At 71.1% G+C, this 19,742-nt stretch carries 16 protein-coding genes; 12 read left to right on the top strand and 4 right to left on the bottom strand.

Going from position 1 to position 19,742, the window contains the following annotated elements; genetic code table 11:
- Positions 1-62 precede the first annotated feature (62 nt).
- On the top strand, positions 63-836 hold the full coding sequence (locus ACIQU6_RS08860) for a maleylpyruvate isomerase N-terminal domain-containing protein (RefSeq protein WP_403480938.1): 774 nt from the start codon (positions 63-65) through the stop codon (positions 834-836).
- 218 nt (positions 837-1,054) lie between these two features.
- On the top strand, positions 1,055-1,525 hold the full coding sequence (locus tag ACIQU6_RS08855; RefSeq protein ID WP_403480937.1) for an SRPBCC family protein: 471 nt from the start codon (positions 1,055-1,057) through the stop codon (positions 1,523-1,525).
- Between the two features lie 78 nt (positions 1,526-1,603).
- Here the strand turns inward: ACIQU6_RS08855 and ACIQU6_RS08850 are convergent, their stop codons facing one another.
- Positions 1,604-2,941 carry an aspartate aminotransferase family protein gene (locus ACIQU6_RS08850; protein WP_403480936.1) on the bottom strand — a complete coding sequence of 446 codons (1,338 nt, stop codon included), beginning with the start codon at positions 2,939-2,941 and terminating at the stop codon, positions 1,604-1,606.
- Between the two features lie 624 nt (positions 2,942-3,565).
- On the opposite strand from ACIQU6_RS08850, the gene ACIQU6_RS08845 reads away from it, so the two are divergent.
- From ACIQU6_RS08845 to ACIQU6_RS08810, 8 genes are all read left to right on the top strand, one after another.
- Positions 3,566-4,483 carry a class I SAM-dependent methyltransferase gene (locus ACIQU6_RS08845; RefSeq protein WP_403480935.1) on the top strand — a complete coding sequence of 306 codons (918 nt, stop codon included), beginning with the start codon at positions 3,566-3,568 and terminating at the stop codon, positions 4,481-4,483.
- A 103-nt stretch (positions 4,484-4,586) separates the two neighbouring features.
- Positions 4,587-5,516 (top strand): alpha/beta hydrolase, encoded by a 930-nt coding sequence (locus ACIQU6_RS08840; protein ID WP_403480934.1) that lies wholly within the window; start codon positions 4,587-4,589, stop codon positions 5,514-5,516.
- Positions 5,517-5,535: 19 nt separating this feature from the next.
- Positions 5,536-6,321 carry a class I SAM-dependent DNA methyltransferase gene (locus ACIQU6_RS08835; protein ID WP_403480933.1) on the top strand — a complete coding sequence of 262 codons (786 nt, stop codon included), beginning with the start codon at positions 5,536-5,538 and terminating at the stop codon, positions 6,319-6,321.
- A 17-nt stretch (positions 6,322-6,338) separates the two neighbouring features.
- Complete coding sequence (locus ACIQU6_RS08830; protein WP_403480932.1) at positions 6,339-7,139, top strand: class I SAM-dependent DNA methyltransferase; 801 nt, start codon at positions 6,339-6,341, stop codon at positions 7,137-7,139.
- A gap of 4 nt (positions 7,140-7,143) precedes the next feature.
- Positions 7,144-8,811 carry a carbamoyltransferase N-terminal domain-containing protein gene (locus tag ACIQU6_RS08825; protein WP_403480931.1) on the top strand — a complete coding sequence of 556 codons (1,668 nt, stop codon included), beginning with the start codon at positions 7,144-7,146 and terminating at the stop codon, positions 8,809-8,811.
- Positions 8,808-9,377: a GNAT family N-acetyltransferase gene (locus ACIQU6_RS08820; protein ID WP_403480930.1), complete on the top strand. Its 570-nt coding sequence runs from the start codon at positions 8,808-8,810 to the stop codon at positions 9,375-9,377. Before ACIQU6_RS08825 ends, ACIQU6_RS08820 begins: the two co-directional genes overlap by 4 nt.
- On the top strand, positions 9,340-10,545 hold the full coding sequence (locus ACIQU6_RS08815) for a hypothetical protein (protein ID WP_403480929.1): 1,206 nt from the start codon (positions 9,340-9,342) through the stop codon (positions 10,543-10,545). The genes ACIQU6_RS08820 and ACIQU6_RS08815 overlap by 38 nt, the downstream gene beginning before the upstream one ends.
- Positions 10,542-12,014: a pyridoxal phosphate-dependent decarboxylase family protein gene (locus tag ACIQU6_RS08810; protein ID WP_403480928.1), complete on the top strand. Its 1,473-nt coding sequence runs from the start codon at positions 10,542-10,544 to the stop codon at positions 12,012-12,014. Before ACIQU6_RS08815 ends, ACIQU6_RS08810 begins: the two co-directional genes overlap by 4 nt.
- Positions 12,015-12,298: 284 nt before the next feature.
- Here ACIQU6_RS08810 and ACIQU6_RS08805 read toward each other — a convergent pair whose 3' ends face one another.
- Positions 12,299-13,009: an alpha/beta fold hydrolase gene (locus tag ACIQU6_RS08805; protein ID WP_403480927.1), complete on the bottom strand. Its 711-nt coding sequence runs from the start codon at positions 13,007-13,009 to the stop codon at positions 12,299-12,301.
- Between the two features lie 411 nt (positions 13,010-13,420).
- On the opposite strand from ACIQU6_RS08805, the gene ACIQU6_RS08800 reads away from it, so the two are divergent.
- Positions 13,421-14,476, top strand: coding sequence for a chitinase (locus ACIQU6_RS08800; RefSeq protein WP_403480926.1), 1,056 nt, complete (start codon positions 13,421-13,423; stop codon positions 14,474-14,476).
- Positions 14,477-14,545: 69 nt separating this feature from the next.
- On the opposite strand, the gene ACIQU6_RS08795 is transcribed toward ACIQU6_RS08800, so the two are convergent.
- Both ACIQU6_RS08795 and ACIQU6_RS08790 read right to left on the bottom strand, forming a co-directional pair.
- Positions 14,546-15,475, bottom strand: a complete 930-nt coding sequence (locus ACIQU6_RS08795; protein WP_403480925.1) for a D-alanyl-D-alanine carboxypeptidase family protein — start codon at positions 15,473-15,475, stop codon at positions 14,546-14,548.
- A gap of 116 nt (positions 15,476-15,591) precedes the next feature.
- Positions 15,592-15,960: a VOC family protein gene (locus tag ACIQU6_RS08790; RefSeq protein WP_403480924.1), complete on the bottom strand. Its 369-nt coding sequence runs from the start codon at positions 15,958-15,960 to the stop codon at positions 15,592-15,594.
- Between the two features lie 949 nt (positions 15,961-16,909).
- Between ACIQU6_RS08790 and ACIQU6_RS08785 the strand changes: the two genes are divergently transcribed.
- The gene (locus ACIQU6_RS08785) at positions 16,910-19,681 is read left to right on the top strand and encodes an AAA family ATPase (protein WP_403480923.1); all 2,772 of its coding nucleotides are present in this window, start codon (positions 16,910-16,912) and stop codon (positions 19,679-19,681) included.
- Positions 19,682-19,742: the final 61 nt, after the last annotated feature.

The following is a 19,742-nucleotide window of genomic DNA, read 5'->3' as shown; positions in this document are numbered from 1 at the left end:
GCCCGGCCCCTGTCGGAGGGGCGCTGGTTTGGTTGTTGCCCGGGGCGGGATACCCATGGCGCATGATTCCCTCTCACGTCGATGACGTACTGCCGGAGCTGGCGCCCTTCGTCCATGCCGTGCAGGCACGACGGCCCGACGACGGCACGTGGTGCGAGGCATGGACGGTGCGCGACATCCTGGCCCACCAGGCAGGCACCGCCGAGGAGATGGCCCGGGTGCTCCAGGCGTTCCTGGACGGAGCACCGGTGGAGACCAGGGGCTTCGGGCGGGAGGCTCCCTACCGGCGGATGCCCGACTCCGAGCTGTGGACGGCGTTCCTGGCCCGCTGTGAGCAGCTCACCGAGGTCGCCGCGGCCGCCGCGCGGGACCTGTCGCCGGACACGGAGGTGAGGTGGACCGGTCGGTCCGTGAAGGCTCCCTTCTTCGCGGAACACATGCGTGAGGAGCTGATCCTGCACCGTTGGGACCTGACGGGCGATGACCGGACGGCCGTGCAGGCGCTCAACGAGCCGTGGATGACGGAGCACAGCGTGGTGTCGGTCGGCCTGCCGTTGCTGGCCCGGGGGCGCGCCGGCTTGGACCTGGGCCCGGAGGGGCGTGTGGAGGGCCGGCTGCGCACCCCGGGCATGGACGACGTCGTGGTGGTCGCCGAGGCGGACGGCAACAGCGGCATGTACCTCGCCGCTCCCGAGGGGCCGGCCACGATCGAGAGCGATGCGGCCGTGCGCGTACTGCTGCTGTGGGGACGCCGTCCCGCGGACCCCTCACGCTGGCACAGCGCCGTCGGCCCACAGGCCCTGCGCAGGGTACGAACTCTGCTGAGTGGTTACTGAGGGCTGGCCGCTGCTCCGAGCCGCTGCCGTGACCGGGCGCCACAATGCGCCCGGCCCACCGGGAAGTTGGGGGACGGTGGCGTGCGTCACAGTCGCCCGGGGTGGTGTCACGGTTCCGGGGGCTGCGGCGTCTGCTTGGCGAACACGGGCGTACCGCCGGTGATCCGGGCGCGGTCGTTGTTCCGCGCCGGCCGGCCACGAGGAGGGACGGGAACGGCATGGAGACCTTGACCGTGCGACGGGTTGTCGCGGCGCCGATCGCAGAGGTGTTCAGTTGGTGCGCCACGACGACCAACTACGCGCGCACACCGTTCGTCCTCACCGCGAGGTTGGCGCGGCCGGGCCGGGGTGCCCCCTACGGGGTGGGCGCGGTACGGCTGCACACGTGGTTGATCGGTTGGTTCCGCGAGCGGATCACCGTCTACAACCCGCCGTACGACTTCGACTACGTCGTCGAACGCAGCTTTCCGCCGGCCCGGCACGAGCTGGGCCGGATGACCTTCACCGAAGTGCCCGGCGGCACCCTCGTCGTGTGGACCACCGCCTTTCAGGTCCCACTGCCCGTCGTCGGCGCCGCGCTGACCCGCACACTGGCCAAGCCGGTCGTCGCTCATGTCTTCGGCAGGATCCTCGATGCCGCGGACGCGGAGCTGGCGGCCGCTGCGGCCCCTGGCGTCAATGGTCGCTAGTGGTGGGGAAGTTGAGTCGAGACCTGATTGCTGAGTGAGGTATGCCTGAGCGGGGCGGAGCGCAGGGCGTCGAGGTGGTCACAGGGCGGCGCAGGCGTCGCCGAGTGCCTGGTTCAGGATGTTCAGGCCGAGCGACAGCTCCTCCTCGGTGGCGGTCAGCGGCGGTGCGATCCGGAAGACCCCGCCCATGCCCGGCAGTTGAACGATGTTCATGTGCAGGCCGAGTTCGAGGCAGCGCCGAGTGACCTGTGCACCCAGTTCGTCCCAGCTCTGCTTCGTCTCCCGGTCCACGACGAGTTCGATGCCGGCCAGCAGGCCCCGGCCGCGGATGTCGCCGACGACGGTGTGTCGGTCGGCGATGTCGGTGAGCCCCTGGCGGAGGAACGTGCCGAGCGACCGCGCCCGTTCGTCGAGTCCGTCGTCGATCAGGACGTCGAGGACGGCGTTGCCGACCGCTGCCACCAGCGGGTCGGCGACGTGCGTGGTGAAGAACAGGAACCCGCGGTCATGTGCCTCCTGTTCGATCTCGGCGCTGGTGATCACGGCGGCGAGGGGAAGGCCGGCGCCGAGCGTCTTGGACACCGTGAGGATGTCGGGGACGACGCCGTCACGCTCGAACGCGTACCAGGTGCCGGTGCGGCACAGGCCGGTCTGGGCCTCGTCGAAGATCAACAGCATGCCGCGTTGCCGGCACTTCTCCTTCAGCGCCGCGAAGTACCCTTCCGGTGGCTCGATGATCCCGCCCGAGCTGAGGATCGGTTCGACCAGGCACGCGGCCAGGCTGCCGGTCGACTGCGCGTCTATCAGGTCGAAGGCGAAGTCCAGTTGGCGGCGCCAGTCCAGGGCGCCGTCGGGCGTGGTGAAGTCGGGGCGGTACGCGTTGGGCACCGGGATGGCGAAGTTGCCGGGCGCGGTCGGGCCGTAGCCCTTGCGGCCCGTGCTGTAGGTGGCGGACGCGGCGGCCTGCGTCATGCCGTGCCAGGACCGTGCGAACGAGACGATCTCGTGTCGGCCGGTGACCAGCTTGGCCATCCGGAGGGCGGCCTCGTTGGACTCGGCGCCGGTCGTCAGCAGCAGTGCCTTGTCCAACGGGGCCGGCAGCGTGGCGGTCAGTCGGCGGGCGAGGTCGACCACCGGGCGGCTGAGCATGCCGCTGTAGAGGTGGTCGAGGGTGGCGATCTGACGCTGGACGGTCTCGACGATCTTCGGGTGCGAGTGGCCGAGGATCGCGCTCATCTGGCCGGAGGTGAAGTCGAGGATCTTCCGGCCGTCCGCGGTGTAGAGGAAACTCCCGGCGGCGCGGTCGATGATCTCGCGGGTGAACGCGCTGCCGTAGCGCACCAGATGACGGTCGGCATCGGCCCAGAAGGAATCGGCGGTTGCGGTGGACGCGGAGGCGGGGGTCGAAGTAGCCATGCCGCCGACGGTAAGCCGCGCCGGAGTGATACGTCACGCCTGTCTCACGCATCGTTTTGCGCATCGGGCGTGGTCGGTCGGCGATGAACCGGCGGGCATGCGGTGTCCCGCCAGCACGGTGCCCCGCCGTCACGGTGTGGTGCACCCGCGGGAGCGGAGGGGCGCCCGTGGGGCGGGGCTTCGACGGTCGGGTGGGCGGTTCGAGCGTGCCCGCCTGGTGGGTTGCCTGTCCCGCGCGTGCGGGAAGAGGTGACTTCGGCCAGTTCTGCGGATTCTCCCGTCTGCGACCGCAACGACTTCACGCCACGTCGCGCCGCTGTCGGAGGAATATGAGTCCCTGTCAACTGTCAGTCCGTGGAAGGGGGTTGCCTAGCTGGCTGAGAGTTTCGCCGTTCTTTGGCGTGGCGGCAAAAAGCCCCGTGCGGGCACGTAAAAGAAGCCAACGGCCCTCGGGACCGCATGGCGTCCCGTGGGACGGGAGAAGCATGCTGTTGCCCCTCGGGCCCGCCGAATGTGGCATCGGACTTTCATGGAAGGGACGGCATGGCCGCCAGTGCAACGCGTCGCCTTTATGAGACTTTCCCCTTTCCCTCGCCAGGGGTTGAGAGGCCGCTGATCGATGTCGTGGGGAGCGAGCTTCCCCTGGTCATCGAGGGTGGCCTGGCCGACGGCTGGTCGGTGCTAGACGCGGGATGCGGCACCGGGCACACCCTGATCGGGCTGGCGCGCGCATATCCCAACGTGCGCTTTGTGGGGCTCGAACCGTGCGATGCCTCACGCGAAATCGCGCAACGGCTGGCCCGGCGACATGGGGTCGGCAATGTGGAATTCATCGACGGCGCGATATCGGGCGCCGCGCTGGACGACCGTTTTGAATTCATCTACAGCTACGGCGTCGTCCATCACCTTCCGGACCCCCGGGCCGGGCTCCAGTGGCTCGGCGACCACCTGGCCGACGACGGGTTACTGCACGTATGGCTGTACAACGCCATCGGCGAGGCGCAACGCATGCGCGACCGCGAACTGGTCCGCCTGATGGGCGCCCACGAGGACGCCGCGGGACTCGACGTCGTCCGGGCGCTGGGGCTCTCCCTCTCGCTCGACGCCTACGGCATGCCCGGTGCCTGGGCCGGCACCGCGCTGGACCAGGCGGAGCAGGACGTCTTCGACGCGGACGCCTACCTCAATCCCGTGGTGCACACCCTGCGGTTCGGTGATCTGCCGCGACTGTTGGACGGAGCGGCCGACTGGGTGGCGGCCGATCGCATCTACGGGCCGCACGGCGCTCCCTACCTGGACCTGGCCGGCGCGGGCGGATTCCCGGCCCAAGGGCCCGAACTGCTGCGTCCCGAGGGCCTCTTCCGCGACCCCGAGCTGCGGGCCCGGATCGGTGAGCTCGACAACCTCGACCGGCTGCGGGCGGTGGAACTGCTCCAACAGCCCACCGGATTCCGCGCGTTGGCCGGCCGGGGTGACGCCCTGGAGCGCTGCACCCGGCGCATCGCCGGCAACCTCCTGACCCGCACCACACATCGGGACTAGCCCCAACTCGCCCGCCCAGCACCGCAGTTATGGGCGCATCCGGCCGACTCGACGTCGAAGCCGAGGGTGTCCGCTGCCGCTCACGAGAAAGGGCCCGCTCCCCGTGCTCGACCCCCGCATCAAAGAGCGCTTCCTCGACGTGCTCAACGCGACTCCGCTGCCGGAGCCGATAACCCCCGATGCCCTGCGCGCCGCGGTCGAGGGCATGGTCGCCTTCTGCGCCCCGCCGCCCGCCGTCGCCCGGGTGACCGACGGCACGGCCGCGCACGGCACGAGTGAGGTGCCGTACCGGCTCTACCACCCGCGGCCAGGCACCGCACTCCCGCTCGTCGTGTACTTCCACGGCGGCGGTTGGACGGCCGGCAGCATCGCCTCCACGGATCCGCCGCTGCGGGCCCTGGCGGTGGAGGCCGGGGTGGCGGTGCTCAACGTCGACTACCGGCTCGCGCCCGAACACCCCTTCCCGGCCGGCCTGGACGACGCCCGGGCCGTCACCGCCTGGGCCCACGAGAACGCCGCCGCGCTCGGGTGCGACCCCGCCCGGTTGGCGGTCGCCGGGGACAGCGCGGGCGGGGCCCTCGCCGCCGCCGTCGCCCTCGAAGCCCGCGGCTCGGCGGCGTCCCCCGCCCACCAGCTCCTGATCAATCCGGCGCTGGACCCCCGACGGAACGCCCCGTCGTACCGGGAGTTCGCCACCGGCTACCAGAACACCGCGGCGATGATGGAGGCGTGCTGGCGCACGTACCTGGGGCGGCCCGAAGGCCCGCTGGACGACGCGCCGTGGCGGGCCGCCCCCGCCCTCGCCCCGGACCTCGCCGGCCTGCCGCCGGCCACCGTCATCACCGTCGAGTACGACCCGCTGCGCGACGAGGGCGAGGCGTACGCGGCGCGGATGGCCGCCGCCGGCGTGCCGACCACCCTCGTGCGCTGCCCGGGGCTCGTCCACTGCGCACTCCACCTGGACGGCGTGGCCCCCCGCGCCGCCGCCCTACGACAGCACGCGGTACGGGCGTTGACCGCCGCGTTCGCCTGACCCACAGCAAAGGACCCGCATGGCAACCGATGCGCACGCCCCGATGTACCGGGCCATCGCCGAAATCTACGACCGACTGGACGACTGGATCATCGCGAACTGGCACGAGAAGCCGGTCCCCGAACGGGTCGCGTTCCTGCGCGAGCAGTGGGCGCGGCGCGACGGCGACGTACGGGACGTGTTGGACCTGTGCTGCGGCACCGGCAGCGTGCTGCACCACCTCGCCCGGGCCGGCTACACGGTCACCGGACTCGACCAGTCCCCGCAGATGCTCGCCCTCGCCCGACGGCGCCTCGGCAAGCACATCCCGCTCATCCAGGCGCAGTTGCCCCACCTCCCGCTGCCCGAGGCGTCCGTCGACGCGGTGAGTTCCACCGGTTCGGGGCTGAGCTACACCGCCGGCGAGGACGCGCTGACCAAGGTCTTCCGGGCCGTGCACCGCGTGCTGCGCCCCGGCGGCGTCTTCGTCTTCGACGTGCTGTCCCGCCACATGGTCACCGCACACGCGGGTCATCGCGTATGGGCCGCGGACCAGGGCGACTTCGCCTTCATCTGGGAGTTCACCAACTCCGACGAGCGCTACAGCGACGCCTTCTACACCCAGTTCCTGCGCCGCGGTGAGGGCGCGGGTGCCACCTACGCGCGGACGAGCGAGAAGCACCGCCTGTACGTCCTGGACCACCCGCTGGTGCGGCGCAGCGCCGAGCGGGCCGGTTTCGCCCGCGCCGAGGTGTTCGACAACTACACCCACGCCCCCGCCCACGAGACCACGCTCTACGACACCTGGGCTCTCACCCGCAACTGACGGAAGGACAGCCGCACATGATGCAGGGACAGCCACACCAGGACGCCGGCACGCCCGAGCCCTATGCCGCGACCGCCGACGTGTACGACCGGCTCGTCGACTACGCGATAGCCCAGTGGGGAGAGTCGCCCCGTACGCAGATGGCGGATTTCATCGAACGCCTCTGGGCCGCCCGCGGGCAGCGCGTGCGCCGGGTGCTGGAACTGTGCTGCGGCACCGGGCTGATGACCGAACAACTGGTCGGCCGCGGTTACGAGGTCACCGCCCTGGACCGCTCCGAGACCATGCTGGCACTGGCGAAGAACCGGGTCGGCCGGGCCGCCGACTTCCGGCAGTTGGAACTCCCCGCACGGCTGCCGACCGCCGCCGACGCCGTGGTGTGCACCGCGGCCGCCCTCAACTACCAGCCGGACGCATGGTCGTTGGGCGAGACCCTGCGCTCCGTGGCCGAGATACTGCCGCCCGGCGCGACGTTCGTCTTCGACATCGAGACCGCCGCACTGCTCAAGGGGCACTGGGGCAACCGCAGGTGGGCCGCCGACCAGGACGACCTGGCCTTCATCTGGAACTTCACCAGCGAACCGGGCACCTCCTACTGCGATCTGCACTACACCCAGTTCACCCGCCGCGGTGCGGCGGACACCTACGTCGGCACCCGCGAGGTGCACCGGCTGTACGCGTTCGACCACGACACCGTCCGCGCCCAGGCACGCGCCGCAGGCTTCGCCGGGGCGGAGGTGTTCGACAACTACACCGAGCGTCCCACCACCGACACCACCCACTACGAGACCTGGGTCCTGACCCGGGGCGAAGGCTAGGGACATGCTGATCTGCGGACTGAAACTCACCCACGACGGCGGACTGGCCCTCGTCGAAGACGGCAGGCTCCGCTTCTCCGTGGAGATGGAGAAGTTGGACAACAGCCGGCGGTTCCAACCGCTGGACCGACTGGAGCGGGCCGAGCACGTCCTCGCCAGGGAAGGGGTCGCCCTCGGCGACATCGACCGGTTCGTGGTGGACGGGTGGTTCGCCCCGCAGGGCCAGGACCAGCGGCGGCCGCTGCTGCACGTCTCCCACCAAGGGCGCCCCGTGGTCCTGCCGGTGGCCGCCTACCAGGACCTGCCCGGCGCCGACGTACTGGCCCGGCACGACTTCATCGGGCTCCCGCTCGGCTCCGCCAGGCACGCCTACAGCGGCTACCACCACAGCACCCAGCACCTGATGGGTTCCTACACCACCAGCCCCTTCGCCCGGCGCGGACAGGACGCCCTGGTCCTGGTGTGGGACGGCGGCATGCCCCCCGTCCTGTACCGCGTCGAACCCCAACCCCTCCGCGTCACGCGCCTGGGGGAGCTGTTCCCCTTGTACGGAAGCATCTTCGCGGACTTCTGTGCCGCCCTCCCACCGTTCCGCGGCTCCCACCAACCCACCGTGGGCGACCCGCAGTTGATGCCCCGCAACCTCGACGTGGCCGGCAAGGCCATGGCGTACGCCGCCCTCGGCACGGACGACCCGGGCCTCGACACCGTCCTCACCGAGCAACTCGACGCCATGGAACCGTCGTTCACGATGGGGGACGACCTCGCCCGCACGCTCAAGGACGGCGCCGGATCCGCCTGGCCCGACGCCACGGACGCGGACCTCATCGCCACCTTCCAGGGCTATGTGGGCCGCCGACTGCACGCCGCCCTCGCCGCCGCCGTGCGCGGCCGCGACCTGCCACCCCGCCTGTGCCTGGCCGGTGGCTGCGCACTGAACATCAAGTGGAACAACCTGCTGCGTTCCTCCGGCCTGTTCGAGGAGGTGTGGGTGCCGCCGTTCCCCAACGACTCCGGAGCCGCCCTGGGGGCCGCCGCCACGGAGTGGGCGCGGATCAGCGGCCGACCCGTGCTCGACTGGTCGGTCTACCAGGGCCCCCGCCTGCGGCCGGCGCTGGACGACCCGCCGGGTTGGACCTCGACCGCCTGCGACGTCAACGGACTTGCCCGCGAACTCCACGACACCGGCGCGCCCGTCGTCGTACTCACCGGCCGGGCCGAACTGGGCCCGCGCGCCCTGGGGCACCGCAGCATCTTCGCCCCGGCCACCGACGCCGGCATGAAGGAACACCTCAACCGCGTCAAGGACCGCGAGGACTACCGGCCGGTCGCCCCGGTATGCCTGGAACACCGGGCGCCGGAACTGTTCGCCCCCGGCACGCCCGACCCTCACATGCTCTTCGACCACGACACCCGGGTCGGCTGGGAGGCCAAGGTCCCCGCCGTCGTACACCTCGACGGCACCGCCCGCCTCCAGACCGTCAACGCGCGCCAATCGCCTTTCGTGCACGAGTTGTTGACCGCCTACGAGAAGCTCTCGGGCATCCCGCTGCTCTGCAACACCAGCGCCAACCACAAGGGCCGCGGCTTCTTCCCCGACGTCGCCTCGGCCGCGGCGTGGGGGCGCGTACCCGCCATCTGGTCCGAGGGCCGTCTCTACCGCCGCACATGACCGCCTTCCGGCCCGCCACGGTCCGCGACCTCCCCGATGTCGCCGCCACCCTCGCCGAGGCGTTCGCCGCCGACCCGCCGACCCAGTGGGTCTTCCCGGACGGACCGGCGGCCCTCACCCGCTTCTTCTCGGGCGTCGCCGGCCGCGTCCACGCGGCCGGCGGGATCGTCGAACTGTCCCCGGGCAGCGCCGCGATGCTCGCGCTGCCCCCGCACGCCCAACTCCCCGACGACCCCGCCCACGGCCGGGAGGGTGAGATGCGCAACCGGCTGGACGAACACCATCCGCACGCCCCGCACTACTACCTGCTGTTCTACGGCGTGCGCCGCGCCCACCAGGACTCCGGCCTGGGCGGACGGATGCTCTCCCGCCTCACCGCGCTGGCCGACCGCGACCGCGTCGGCACCTACGCCGAGGCCAGTACCTGGCGCGGTGCACGGCTGATGCTCCGTCACGGATTCCGCAACACCCGAACGCTGCACCTCCCCGACGGACCACCCATGTTCCCCGTATGGAGAAAGCCCATCGATGACGACCCCGACCGACCACGCGGAACGGGCAGTTGACGCCTGGCTCCAGCGCATCCGCAAGGGCCCACCCGGACCGTTCCCGCACCGCCCGGTCACCCGCGTCATACGGGCCCACGGCACCACGGCGCTGCCCGACGGACTGCAGTCGCGGCTCCTCGACGCCTGGGACTGGGCCCGCAGCCGCCCCCTCGAACCAGGCACCTTGGAATGGGCCACCGCGGCCTGGCTGACCTGCCTGACCAGCTCCCTGCGCAAGGCACCCTCCTACGGTGCGTACACCATGACCGCGCTGTTCGGCCAGTGGTCCCGCCTGGGCGACTTCCCCCGACGCGCCGCCCGACTGTCCGCACTGCTCACCGCGGACCTGGTCCGGCACGAACTGCGACGGGCCGCCCGCGAGGAACGCCTCGGCGAACGCCGCTTCCGCTCCACCGCAGCCACCCACCTCGCGCGCCACCTGGACGCCCACCACGGCTGGGCCGACGCCGACACCAGGCCCCGGCACACCGGCATCGCACAGGCCATGCACCGCTGCAACCGACTGCTGTCCGCGGGCGGCACCGGACTCCCGGCACCGCTGGAACTGCTGGTGGAGTCATCCCTCCCGGTGGCGACGGCACAGCCGGACGAGCCCCTGTTCCTGCGCAGCGTGCAGATCATGGAACTCCTCGCCGAGCAGGCCGCGTTCCACACCGCCGAGGCCCACCGACAGGCCCTGGCCACCACCCCCGACACCGCTGCCCTGACCGCATCGCTGCGCGCCACCACCGCCAACCTCGCCCGCGCCCAGCACGTCTTCCGCCTGGTCGCCATCATCGACCCCGCCCAGTTCGCCGCGATCCGCGCGGCCACCACGGGCACCGGCGCACTCCAGTCACCCGGCTTCGCGCGCCTGGAGCGACGCTGCCGCGGCGAGGCAGCCCTCCGCCCCGAACCCCTCGCCGCGGTCGACCTGGAGATCGCCCCGCCGCACGCCCCCGCTCTTTCCACCGCACTCGCCCGCGCCCTCGACCGCCTGGAGACGCACGACCAGGCCGCGGCCGAGGACGTACGCCTGGCCGTCGACGCGGTCAACGACCAGTGGGCGCGGTGGAAGCGCACCCACCTCGGCGTCGCGAAGAAGACCATCGGCGATGTGCCCGGCACCGGCGGCACCGACGGCATCCGCTACCTCGCCCGCCACCTGAAGGAGCCGCTGCTGTGAAGCCCACCGACGCGCAGTCCCCCCACACCCCCCACATGGACCACGACACCTTCCGTGCCCTGGGTCACCAGACCATCGACTGGATCGCCGACTACTGGCAACACCTGGAGGACCTCCCGGTCGCCCCACCCGTCGAACCAGGCAGCATCCGCGCCCAACTCCCGGCGACCCCGCCCGAGCACGGCGAGGACTTCCCGGCACTCCTCGCCGACCTCGAACGGATCGTGCTCCCGGGCCTGATGCACTGGCAACACCCCCGATTCTTCGGCTACTTCCCCGCCAACGCCTCCGGCCCCGCCGTCCTGGCCGAACTGCTCTCCGCCGGCCTGGGCGTCCAAGGCATGAACTGGAGCACCAGCCCCGCCTGCACCGAGGTCGAACAGCAGATGCTGGACTGGTTCGTGCACCTGCTCGGACTGCCCGACGGCTTCCGCGGCAAGGGCGTCATCCAGGACACCGCCTCCAGCGCCGTACTGGTCGCACTGGTCACCGCCCTGCACCGCGCCAGTGCGGGCCGCACCCGCGACAACGGCACCGGCGAACGCCGCTACCGCATCTACCTGACCCGCCAGACACACTCCGCGGCCGCCAAGGCTGCCGTCATCGCCGGGCTGGGGCTGCGCGCCGTCTGCGAGGTGGCCACCGACGCCAACGGCGCCATGGACCACGTCGACCTCGAATCCCGCATCCGGTCCGACCTGGTCGCCGGCCTCACCCCGCTCATGGTGGTCGCCACCCGCGGCACCACCTCCCACCTCTCCTTCGACCCCCTGACGGACATCGGCCCGATCTGCCGCGGCTACGGGGTCTGGCTCCACGTCGACGCCGCCTACGCCGGCGTGGCCGCGGTCTGCGACGAACTGCGCTGGGTCAACGACGGTGCGCACTACGCCGATTCGTACTGCACCAACCCGCACAAGTGGCTGCTGACCAACTTCGACTGCGACCTGCTGTGGGTGGCCGACCCCGACGCCCTCGTCGGCGCCCTGAGCGTGCTCCCCGAATACCTCCGCAACGCCGCCTCGGAATCGGGCCGGGTGACCGACTACCGACACTGGCAGATCCCCCTGGGCCGCCGCTTCCGCGCGCTGAAACTCTGGTCGGTGGTCCGCTGGTACGGAGTCGAAGGACTGCGCAGCCACATCCGCACCGGCGTACGCCACGCCCGACTCTTCGCCGAACTGCTCCGCACCGACGACCGCTTCACCCTGCTCACCCCACCCACCCTGGGCCTGGTGACCTTCCGTCTCAACGGCTCCGAAGCCGACAACCGCAACCTCCTCCACGCCGTCAACGCCAACGGCACCACCTTCCTCACCCACTCCGAACACAACGGCGTCTTCTTCCTCCGCCTCGCCACCGGAGGCACCCGCACCCAAGACCACCACATACACGAGGCGTGGCAAGCCGTCCGCCATGCGGTCCCACAACACCTCGCCGCGGAAGCCGCTGAGGCAGAGGCAAGTTGACGGGGAGTTGAGTCGGGCTCGGTTGAGATGAGGTGAGATCGCCTGGCCGAGGGTGGGGCCTTTTCCCTCAGCCCCAACGGAAGCCGCCGGGGCCCGGTCACGAACGGCCGTACGCCGCCTGACGAATCCCCACGCGACCAACCCGTCGGCCAGGCACATCACCACCACGTCCGCAAGTACGCGCAGTCCGCGTCATACGACGGGCCGCGGTAGTCCCGGTTCGTTCGAGCGAGCGCCCCGGGCCGGGGCCGGTTCTGGTCAAGCCCCGGCCCCCGGGCCCGAGTTCATCGCTCGCAATCGCCCATCGGCGAGGCGTTGTCCGCGGGCAGCAGCTGTGTGATGGCGGTGGCTACTGCCTCGTGGTGGCTGAGGGGGGAGAGGTGGCTGGTGGGGAGTTCGGTGAGGGTGGCTTGGGCGCGGGTGGCGAACCAGTGCTGGAGGCCGGGGTCGAGCATGCGGTCGTTGGTGGAGAGCACGTAGCCACAGGGGAGGGTGTGCCAGGCTGCCGGGGGCGCCGGGGTCGTCAGGCAGGCTCCGTGGGTTGGCTTCTGGACGGCGGCGAGGGCGCGGGCCAGGCGGGGCGGCAGATCGTGCGCGAGGGCGTTGCCGAACTGCGCGGGGTTGAGGGTTGACCAGCCGTCCGGGCCGAAGTCGATGGCCGTCCGGCCGGGCATCTTGGTGCCCCTGTCGCTGAGCACCGGGATGGTCTCGCCCTCGTCGGGCGCGTAGCCGGCCACGAAGACCAACGAACTGATCCGGGGATCGTGGTACGCCGCGCCGGAGATGACGGTGCCGCCGTAGGAGTGGCCGACCAGCGTGACCGGGCCGGTCAGTGCGTCGATGTGCCTGCGGGTCCAGGCGATGTCGTCCGCGAGCGAGGTCATCGGCAGTTGGACGGCCAGCACTTGGTGTCCCCGGTCGTGCAGGTCGCCGACGACCTCCCGCCAGATCGAGCCGTCGCTCCACGCTCCGTGGACCAGCACCACGTTGCCCATGCTCGTTTCCTTCCTTCGTTCGGCGTGACTGCCTCGGTGGGGCGTTCTCGGCGCAGCAGGGGGCCGCTGAGTTCCGCGAGTTCCGTTGAGTTCCTCGGCATGAGATCAGGGCGTGGTGCCGTCGCCCAGGTGGCGGGTGGGTCTCGCAGGTTCTCGACATACGGCGGGTGTTCGTGGCGGAATTCGACGGGGGCGTTGCGACGTGTGGCCTGAGGGGGCGTGTTCGGCGAGATGTCCGGTGGGCCGGCCGGCCGTCTGGATGGCAAGGCGGGCTTCAGGAGTGGCCCAAGAAGGTTCAAAGACGGGGTGGTTGGGGACCTCGGGACTCTTGACGGCGGCCTTGGTCTAGTCCAAATGTTGTCGGTGAACGGTCATGCTCTTCCCCTCCCCCCACGGAAGGACCGGACACTGATGAGGAAGTCGACCCGCATCGCCCTGGCCGCGGCCGCCGCCGGAGCCCTGTCCGCGGTAGGAATCACCGGCGCCAGCGCGAGCACCGCGCACCCGCAGGCGCTCCGACCGGTGACCCGCCTCGACGCGGCGGGGCAGTTGGCCCCGTACGTGGACATGAGCAACTCCGGCGTAGGCAAGCTCGACGCGGCCATCACGGACCACGGCGTGAAGACCTACACCGCCGCGTTCACCATCGGCACCGGTTGCGACAACATCTGGGGCGACACGCTCCCCGTCGGGAGCGATCCGAACGTCGACCCGGTGATCGCCAAGGCCAAGAGCGAGGGTGCCAGCGTGATCATTTCCTCCGGGGGAGCGGGTGGTGAGCCGCTGGCGTTCACCTGCACCGACCAGGGAAAGATCGACGAGGGCTACCAGAAGGAGATCACCGCCTACGGCGCCGACTCCCTGGACTTCGACATCGAGGGTGCGGCCGTCGCGGACACCGCGGGTGTGGCCCGGCAGATGACCGCCATCAAGGACCTGAAGGCGCAGAACTCCGGGCTGACCGTCTCGGTGACGCTGCCGGTGTTGCCCAACGGGCTGACGGACGACGGCGTCAACGTGCTGAAGGCCGCCAACGCGGCCGGCGTGAAGCTGGACAACGTCAACGTCATGACGATGGATTACGGGCAGGGCACCGGCGCGGACATGGGTGCGGCCGCGATCAGTGCGGGTCAGGCCACTCTGGCGCAGATGCAGTCCGTGGACTCCAGCTACACCTACGCCAACCTCGGCATCACGCCGATGATCGGTGTGAACGACGACGGCTCCACCTTCAGCCTGGCCAACGCCGCGTCCGTGGCGAGTTGGGCGGCGAGCAACGGGGTCGGGCGGATGTCCTACTGGTCCGTCAGCCGCGACCAGGCATGTACCGCGGCCGCGAGGACGCCGGACGCGTCGGTCACGGCGGGCATGGCGGCCGCGCGGAGCATGAAGCCGGCCTCCTCGCCGGTGTGCAGTGGTGTCGCGCAGTCGCCGTATGCGTTCACCGACGCGCTCGGCAAGGGCTGAGGCGCGGGCCGACTCGGGGCGTGCGGCCCTCGTGGTGGTGGCCGCACGCCCCGCGGCGTCGGGGCCGGATCAGTCGCGCTGGGCGCTCGCCGGGAGGGCGCGCGGTGTGCTCTTCGCGGAGCTCGCGCCGAACCCGTAGTCCAGCAGCTTCGTCGCGTCGGCGTACCGGTCGGGGCTGTTCAGCACGGTGCCGACGAGGGTCTTGCCGCCGCGGGTGGCCGCGAAGACCAGGCAGTCGCCTGCCGGGGTGGTGGTACCGGTCTTGATGCCGATGGCGCCGTCGTAGGAGTCGAGGAGCCGGTTGGTGTTGGTCCAGGTGTAGTAGCGGGTGCGGCCGTTGGCAGCGGGGGCTTCGCCCTTGTACTGCTTGGTCTTGACGACGGTGCGGAAGGTGTCGTTCTTCATGGCGTGCTGGGCCAACTCGGCCAGCTCGGTGGGGGTGCCGGCGTCGGAGCCGCCTCCGTCGAAGGAGGTGAACTTCGTGTGGGGCAGGTGGAGTTCATCGGCCTTCGTGTTCATCTTCGCGATGAACGACGTGGTGCGCTCGGCACTGGTGGCGCCGGAGCCGAAGGTGTCGGCGAGCGCGTAGGCGGCGTCGGCGCCCGAGGGGAGGAGGGTCGCGTACAGCAGTTGACGCACGGTCACCTTGTCGCCGGTCTGCAGGTCCGCGGTGCTGGAGCCGTGCTCGGTGACGTAGTCCCGGTACTCCTGCTTCACGGTGACCTGGCGGTCGAGGTCGGCGCCCGCGGTGTCGAGCACCAGGGATGCGGCCATGATCTTGGCCGTGCTGGCTATCGGGCGGACCGTGTCCGCGTCCTTGCCGACGAGCGTGTTGCCGCTGGCGTCGTCCACCAGCGTCGCGCCCTTGGCGGCGAGGGCCGGCTGCGGTTCGGACTGGGCGGGGGCGGGTGTCGCGGCCTGCGCGGTGAGGGGGGAGAGCGCGAGCAGGGTGCCACCCGCGAGGGCAACCGCGCGCTGGGTGAGGGTTCCGACAGTCAACGAAAATGCTCCATATCTGTACTGCTTCTGCCGGAATAGTATGCCTAAGGAGGGCAGCTGAATGGAGGTGCTCTCCGCTCCGTTGGTCGAGGCGTTGTGCACCGGGGCCGGGCCGGTTATGACCGTCGGTTGTGGGTGAGCTGCTCGAACAGCAACTCGTAGCCGTCGTGGTCCAGGCCCATGAAGATGCGGCCCCACGGGGCGTCCTCCGGTTCCAGGGTCACCGGGAGCCCTTCAACGCGCCAGAGGGTGTGGAGGGCTTGGAGTGCCCGGGTGGGCACGGTCAGGACGAAGCCGTTGCCGAGCGGGCCCGTTCTGGCCGCCTGCTCGCGAACGGCGTTGTGGCGGCCGTGGTCGAACATGCCGGACAGGATCAACCAGGTGTGGCCGAAGGTCAGGTAGCGGATGCCTGGGTAGGTGGTGTTGGGGATCTGCTTGAAGCCGAGCTTCCGGTACAGCGTGCAGGACGCGTCCAGGTCCCGCACGCGCAATCCCACCTTGAGTCGCCGCGTTCCACGCATGCCGTCCGATGCTAGGGGCCCCGCGGCGCCGTGGTCACGTGGCGGGGTGCAGGCTCGGGGTGCGAGTGGATCGTCCGAACGGCTGGAGGCCCGGCGGGCGTTGGCGGGAGCGTGGCGGGTCGTCCGGGCGGTCGTCCTCCAGTTCGCCGGCGAGTGCCGGTGGTGGGGGATTGACGTTCGGCCGGTGGGTGCGGAGCGGCGGCGGGGAACCGGGCCGCCGCGCGCTCCGGGGCTCGGTCCGGGCGGACCGGCACCGCATGCGGTGGTCACCGTGCGGCACGCGGTGGCGGTTGCCCGCGGTGCGGTACGTCGCGGGCCACCCTCACCGCCCGGCCAATCCACCGCGCACCCGACGTTTCCTTCGGATGACGCAACTGCAAAGCGACCCCATCTCACCCGCATCGTTGCCCACGTGTGACACGCCTTTCTCGGCAGTTGGCCCCTTTGTAACGTGCGCGTTTCCGCCGCCCGACGACCGCTTTTTCGAAACGGGTTGTGGGCACCTGATCAATGCGAGAACCTTAGTCAAGTAGCGGGCCGAAAAGCACTGTTGAGTGGCTTGATAGCGGCCGTGAAGTGGGACATCGCCATCGCAGTGCGTGACTAGTTCCGCAGGTAGTCCGTGACTGTAGCAATGACTGTAGGGGTGACTGAAGGGGCGACTAGTGTCGCCCGGTATCCCCTGATCGATCTTGAGTCAATCGGGCGGACTGTGGTCGGATGGCGTAATGAGTTGCTCGGTCCCGAACGGAAGTCGCCCGAGCAAGAGCGTTGCACCTGCACACGCCGAGACCCGCGGCGGGTCGAAGAGTTCGGGTTCTGACGACAAGGTGGTCCCCCCCCGGATGCGACTTCCGCACGGAGCACGTTCGAGCCGTACGGGAACTGGGCCATGCCCAACGCAGGAGGCGGAATGTACTTAGTCGAACGGGACGCGCAGTTGAGCGAGGTTGCTGACCGCATGGGGGCGAACTCGGCACGGCGAGGAGAGTACTTCGCCGTCAGCGCTCCGGTCGGCTGCGGCAAGTCAGCCCTGCTCGAAGCGGCCTCGGCGCACGCCCGGACACAGGGCATACGGGTGCTGTCCGTTGGCGGCCCCGACCCCGAAGGGCCGGCCGCGGTCGACGTGGTGGGCGCCGTGCGGGACGCGCTGCGCGACACCACGGCCACCGAGCCGCCGACCGCCCCCACCGCCCTCGCCGACCACCTCCTCGCCCTGGCCTCCGCCGAACCACTGCTGCTCGTCGTGGACGACGCCCAACTCGCCGGCCCGGACTCCACGAAGCTCCTGCGCGAACTGGCCCGCCACCTCGACTCCGCGCCGCTGCACGTGCTGGTCTCCGACTTCCGACGGGCCGCCGACTCCCCCGACTCCCGGCACGGCGTCGCCCTCTTCCCCCGCTCCCGCCGGCGCGCGTTCACCCTCGGCCCGCTGACCCGCGGGGGCGTGGTCACACTGCTCCGCCACCGGCTCGACCGCGAACCCCCGGTCGTCCTGGTCGACGAGCTGCTGGCCGTGACGGGCGGAAACCCGCTGCTCCTCCAGGCCCTGCTGGACGACGCCGTGGCCGCGGGCGAGGAGGACCGGGACGAACCGGTCTACGGCCCCTCCTTTGCGGGCACCGTCCTGACCCGCCTGCGCCCCGCCGACTGCCCGACCACCGCCGACGTCGTGGAAGCGGTCGCGGTCCTGGGCCCGTTCTGCAACCAGGAACGACTCGCCCGCGTCGTCGAGTTGGCGCCCCGCGAACTGCGCCGCGCACTGGACGGACTGACCGCCAGCGGCGTGCTGTCACCGGGGCTGGTGCTGCACCCCCGCGTCCGCGAGGTGCTGACCGGCGCCATGGACCACGAGGCGGCGCGCCGGTTGCGACTGCGCACCGCGGAGGTGCTCTACGAGGACGGCGCACCGGCCGAGCACATCGCGCAACACCTGCTCGCCGCCGGCGCCGCACCGCAGCCCTGGGCGGTGGGCATCCTGTGCGAGGCCGCGGACCAGGCGACTCGGCGCTACGGCTACCAGCACGCCATCGCCCTGCTCAAACTCGCCTCCGACGGCTGCGCCGACAACCTCACCCGGGTCGAGGTCCACGCCAAACTGCTGGACATCACCTGGTGGGTGGACCCGGACCTGGTCTCCCGACGCCTGAACTCCCTGGTGGCCAGCGCCCGCGAGGGCAGCCTGTCCGGGCGGTGGCTCTCCCGGCTGTCCCGGCGCCTGGCCTGGCAAGGCCGCGCCGACGAGGCCGACGAGGTGTTCGCGATGGCCAGGGCCGGCCGCCCGAGCGACCCCGAGACCCACATCGAGTTCGCCATCACCGACTTCTGGCTCCGCCATGTCTTCCCCGGCATGCCGCACGCCGAGTGCTGCGACGGATGCGAGCTGAGCCCGGAGATGATCATCGGCGGGTTCCCGTGGCTGCGCAGCGCCAGCGAACTGCCCGCACTACTCACCGGCGGCGAACAGGAGCCCGTGACGCGTCGCGCCGAGGAGATCCTGCAACGCGCCCGACCCGACCACACCGACCTCGAAGCGGCGCAGGTCGCCCTGTTCTCGCTGTTGGCCGCGGAACAACTGGACGCCGACGGACTCCGGTCCGTCCAGGCCGCGGTGGAGGCCGGCGGTGCACCGGTGCCGGCGCTCTGGACCGCGATGCTGTCGGTGGCGAAGGGCGTCGTCGACCTGTGGCGCGGCGACCCCGCCGGCACGGTGCGCTCGGTGGAGTCCGCGCTGGAACTGCTCGACGCCCCGAAGTGGGGCATCCTGCTCGGACTCCCGCGCGGCCTGAAACTCCTGGCCATGACCGAGCAGGGTCGGCACCAGGAGGTCGAGGAGGAACTGTCCCGCCCCATGCCGGCGTTCTTCGCGCGGAGCCCCTACGGACTGGTCCACCTGCGCGCCAGGGGCCGGCACCACCTGGCCACCGGTGGCCTGCGGGCCGCCCTCGACGACTTCCGCAGCTGCGGGGACATCCTGCAGTCCTGGAAGACCGAACTGCCGGGCCTGGTGCCGTGGCGCCTGGACCTCGCCGAGACCCTGCTGCGCCTCGGAGAACGCGAGGAGGCGCGGGTCCGGATCGACGAACACCTCGACCTCTTCCCGGCCGCCAACGCCCGCACCCGCGGCATCGCGCTCCGCCTGCGGGCCATGGCCTCCCCGATGGGGCGGCGCGCGGCGGGACTCCGGGAGTCCGCCGTCGTGCTCGAACGGTGCGGCGACCCGCTCGAACTGGCCCGTACGCTCGGGGCGTTGACACAGACCTACCAGCTCACCGGCGACCTCAACTACGGCCGCAGAACGCTGCGCCGGGCCGAACGGCTCGCCCGGGAGTGCGGCGGTGTCCGCGCCCTGGAGGAGATCCGGACCCCCGCCACCCGGCAGGCCCCGGCCCCCTCGCCCGCCCCCACCATCCGCCCGCCGGCCCCCGGGCACCCCGCGCCCCGGACCCCCGTGACGCAGGACAAGAGCGCCGCCGCCCAAGCCTCCTGGACCGCCGGGGGACCGGCGCTGACGCTCGCCGAGGGAAAGGTCGCCAGCCTGGCGGCCGAGGGGTACACCAACCGGGAGATCGCCGACGCGCTGTACGTCACCGCGAGCACCGTCGAACAACACCTCACCCGCATCTACCGCAAGCTCAAGATCCGCCGCCGTTCCGAACTGGGAGCGCGGGTGAACGTCCGCTGACGCACGGCTCGGCCGCCAGCCCCTGATACCGAGGGGTGGCGGCCGCTGCTACGGCGTGCGC

The sequence above is a fragment of the Streptomyces sp. NPDC090442 genome, assembly GCF_044769405.1.
Classification (GTDB): Bacteria; Actinomycetota; Actinomycetes; order Streptomycetales; family Streptomycetaceae; genus Streptomyces.
The sequence above is the reverse complement of the archived record's forward strand: the minus strand, read 5'-3'. Positions and strand labels throughout refer to the sequence as shown.